Annotated in this window: 4 protein-coding genes and 1 pseudogene; 3 read left to right on the top strand and 2 right to left on the bottom strand. The window is 38.4% G+C overall.

What is annotated here, in order from left to right; translation table 11 throughout:
* The 3 genes and pseudogenes from WG89_RS32550 to WG89_RS28190 form a co-directional block, all read left to right on the top strand.
* Positions 1 to 121, top strand: a pseudogene (locus WG89_RS32550) (IS5/IS1182 family transposase); the annotation flags it as partial.
* Between the two features lie 221 nt (positions 122 to 342).
* Entirely contained in the window at positions 343 to 942 is a 600-nt protein-coding gene (locus tag WG89_RS28195) for a 4'-phosphopantetheinyl transferase family protein (RefSeq protein ID WP_062271073.1), read from the top strand.
* Between the two features lie 56 nt (positions 943 to 998).
* Entirely contained in the window at positions 999 to 1355 is a 357-nt protein-coding gene (locus tag WG89_RS28190) for a hypothetical protein (protein WP_153301886.1), read from the top strand.
* Between the two features lie 241 nt (positions 1356 to 1596).
* On the opposite strand, the gene deoD is transcribed toward WG89_RS28190, so the two are convergent.
* Positions 1597 to 2316, bottom strand: a complete 720-nt coding sequence (gene deoD, locus WG89_RS28185) for a purine-nucleoside phosphorylase (protein ID WP_062271069.1) — start codon at positions 2314 to 2316, stop codon at positions 1597 to 1599.
* Between the two features lie 13 nt (positions 2317 to 2329).
* A partial coding sequence (locus tag WG89_RS28180) for an HD domain-containing protein (RefSeq protein WP_153301885.1) occupies positions 2330 to 2929 on the bottom strand: 600 nt, incomplete at its 5' end.

Genomic DNA, 2929 nt, shown 5'->3' with positions numbered 1-2929 from the left:
TCAATTTGGATTTATAAAAGCCAGGTATCGAGGTTTGAAGAAGAATGACAATAAACTGTCTACTTTATTTGCCCTGGCGAATATTGTTCGACTGGATCAAATGATCCGGGCACAGGGTTAGTCCGCCCTGAAGTCACGAAAGTGGCTAAATATCATACAAATAAGGGGTTGAGACCTCTGATTTCAGTCCTACTTCGAACTCGATTCAAGAAGGGAAGTAAATTAGAGGTTATTCGCAGGTTCCCTAACACTTCACCAAGGCTGGAGAACTCCAGCCTTGGCTTTCGTAGGCATGTTTTTCATATGATTACTAGATATCTACACAGGATAAATAAAAGCCAAATGTTTTTTAACCGGCTTCTGCTTGAAGGTTTTTACATCCCAGAAAATTTATCCGAAGCCTGTGACAAAAGAATAAAAGAGTTTTTAACAGGCCGATATTGCGCCGTTTCAGCTATGAAACTATTGTGTGGAATCAGATACAAGCAACCAGGATATGGCCCTGACCAGGAGCCAATCTGGCCCAAAGGTATTACAGGTTCAATCAGCCATACCAGTGAATATTGTGTTGCAATTGCCTGCAATAACCCGAATGCTATAGTTGGTATTGATATCGAAAACTGGTTACCAAACAACGTGGCTAAGAATATTTCTGAGCAAATAGTACTAAAAGGTGAGCTTGAGTTCATAGAGTGTTTTGATAGTTACGAGCAATTCGTAACCGTTGTTTTTTCAGCGAAAGAAGCTATATATAAAGCCATTTTAAGCCGTGTCAAGCGCTTTATCAACTTTTCAGAAGTTCAATTATCCTTCTGTAATGAAGACCAACTTCGTTTTAATTTACTAGAGCCACTCCAAAGCCAGTTTCCTGATTTGTCTGAGATTACTGTATATTGGAAAAAGCATCATAAATTTGTTGAGTGCCTAGCTGTAGTTATTTAAATCTGGAATCTATTGAGATTCTCTAGAGAAGGTGTGAAGAAGTTCATCCTTTTAACTTGGGTGCAATGCTGAAATCACTCGCAGAAAGCGTCCTACCCGAAATTGACTCTTCAGACAGTCACTTTGGAACTCTTAATTTTGAAAAGGTTAAGAAAGCTCTTTTTTTACTCGAGTTAATATCTACTAATCCAAGAAAATTGGTAAAAAATAATAGCACCCCGATATTCTGCTTTTATGGCACTCAGGATACATTACTTGGTTTAGAGAAAAAACAAAAAAGATTTGACTATGAAGAAAATTTTAAAACACAATTCAATAACATTAAGTTCTTTAAATCAGATGCCGACCATTTCTATTCTGGTCAACTTGAAACACTAAACAATCAGATCATCAGATTATCAGGTCATGATTAAAGCGAAAAGGATTCGAAGCGTTCAAGCAGGGGGTTAAACTCCCCCTGTTTAGGTGTAAGCCCAAAATGCCAGATTTCTTTGTCAGGAATGATTGAGCTGCTTCAAACCATCCCGACGAAGCCCTCCTTTGGGTGAAATGTGGCGATATAGAGTTTACCGGTTAGTACTTTGTTGTAGCTGCTTGCAAACAAAGACCTTTTCCTATTCACTTTAAGTGAGTGCAAATCGATATCCTACTATTTTACAAGTCGTCATGAATCGATTCGAGGGCTCCCAGCGTGATCTCAATGAGTGTATCCAGGCCAGTTTCCCGAGCCATTGGATCCAGCGATTGTCCTTTAGAAATGTGATCTGCAACAGTCATTATCGCCGCTGCTTTACAGCCATGCTCAGCCATCACTCCATAGAGCCCAGCAGTTTCCATATCCACTCCCAGAATATTCATCCGATTTAATACATTCATCTTTTCAGGAGCCGGATAATAGAGTAAATCCCCAGACATAATATTACCCGTATGATAGCTAACTTGACTTCGTTTAGCCGATAGGTCAAGAGCTAGAAAAGTCTGATAGTCAGCAATAGCGGAAAAGTCATAACCTTCAAAACGGGTTCTATTAACCATAGAATCGGTGCTAGCTCCCAATGCTATAATCAAATCTCCAGTCGAAATATCTTCCCGGAGAGTTCCACAGGTACCGATTCTAATAATAGTTTTGACTTTGTGGTTTTTATAAAGCTCATGGGCGTATATAGAAATAGAGGGAATCCCCATCCCAGAAGGAACTATGGATACAGGCTTAGACTGGTAATACCCGGTATAGGCCAACATGTTTCTGAGAGATGCAACTTGTGTTGTATTACTTAGGTAATTTTCGGCAATATACTTACCTCTAAGTGGATCTCCCGGCATGATGACGATCGGGGCTATTTCTCCTGGCTTAGAGTCAATATGGACTAACATATTAATATCCTTGTTAAATAGATGGCTGCTTTATGAGTAGCATTTGGTTCAGTCTTGAACTGCACGCCTCGCTTATAATCTTTTCACCCTGATATCGAATAATTAGCTTTTTAATTTGGCTGTATGCTTTTTTATGAGTATGATTACTGTCAAGCTTTAATAGCTCATTGGTTTTATTGATAGCATTACCTAAAGCATAGTCACTCAATATTTTATCAAACTGAATTTGGTTATCTAGTTGTGTCTGCCAGACTTTTGCAATACCAGACTCATATATGAATAAAGCTGCTTCCATTTTATCAATCCATCGGCACAAATTAGCCTCTTTATGATAGGTTGTTATGTCCTTGCCTTCATAGGCATTATAAAGCTTAATAAGCGTTTTTTTTAATTTGTTTGGTAGAATACTGGAAAGCGTAACAATGGATTTTTTATACTCGTCATCCCTATCATCTTGGCTTTTACTTATTGAAGGAATATCTTGAGTCATGCCTATCTCACCAATATCGTGAAACACCCACATAACCTCCAATAGCTCAAGGTCAACATCCATTGCCGTAATTTCATTTCTGTAAGAATCAATTATAGTAAGACCGTTTATAATATGCTCAAG

The organism is Endozoicomonas arenosclerae, assembly GCF_001562015.1.
Classification (GTDB): domain Bacteria; phylum Pseudomonadota; class Gammaproteobacteria; order Pseudomonadales; family Endozoicomonadaceae; genus Endozoicomonas_A; species Endozoicomonas_A arenosclerae.
The sequence above is the reverse complement of the archived record's forward strand: the minus strand, read 5'-3'. Positions and strand labels throughout refer to the sequence as shown.

Coding starts and splice junctions, on each gene's coding strand:
- WG89_RS28195 (WP_062271073.1), top strand. CDS start 343: ATGTTTTTTAACCGGCTTCTGCTTGAAGGTTTTTACATCCCAGAAAAT.
- deoD (WP_062271069.1), bottom strand. CDS start 2,316: ATGTTAGTCCATATTGACTCTAAGCCAGGAGAAATAGCCCCGATCGTC.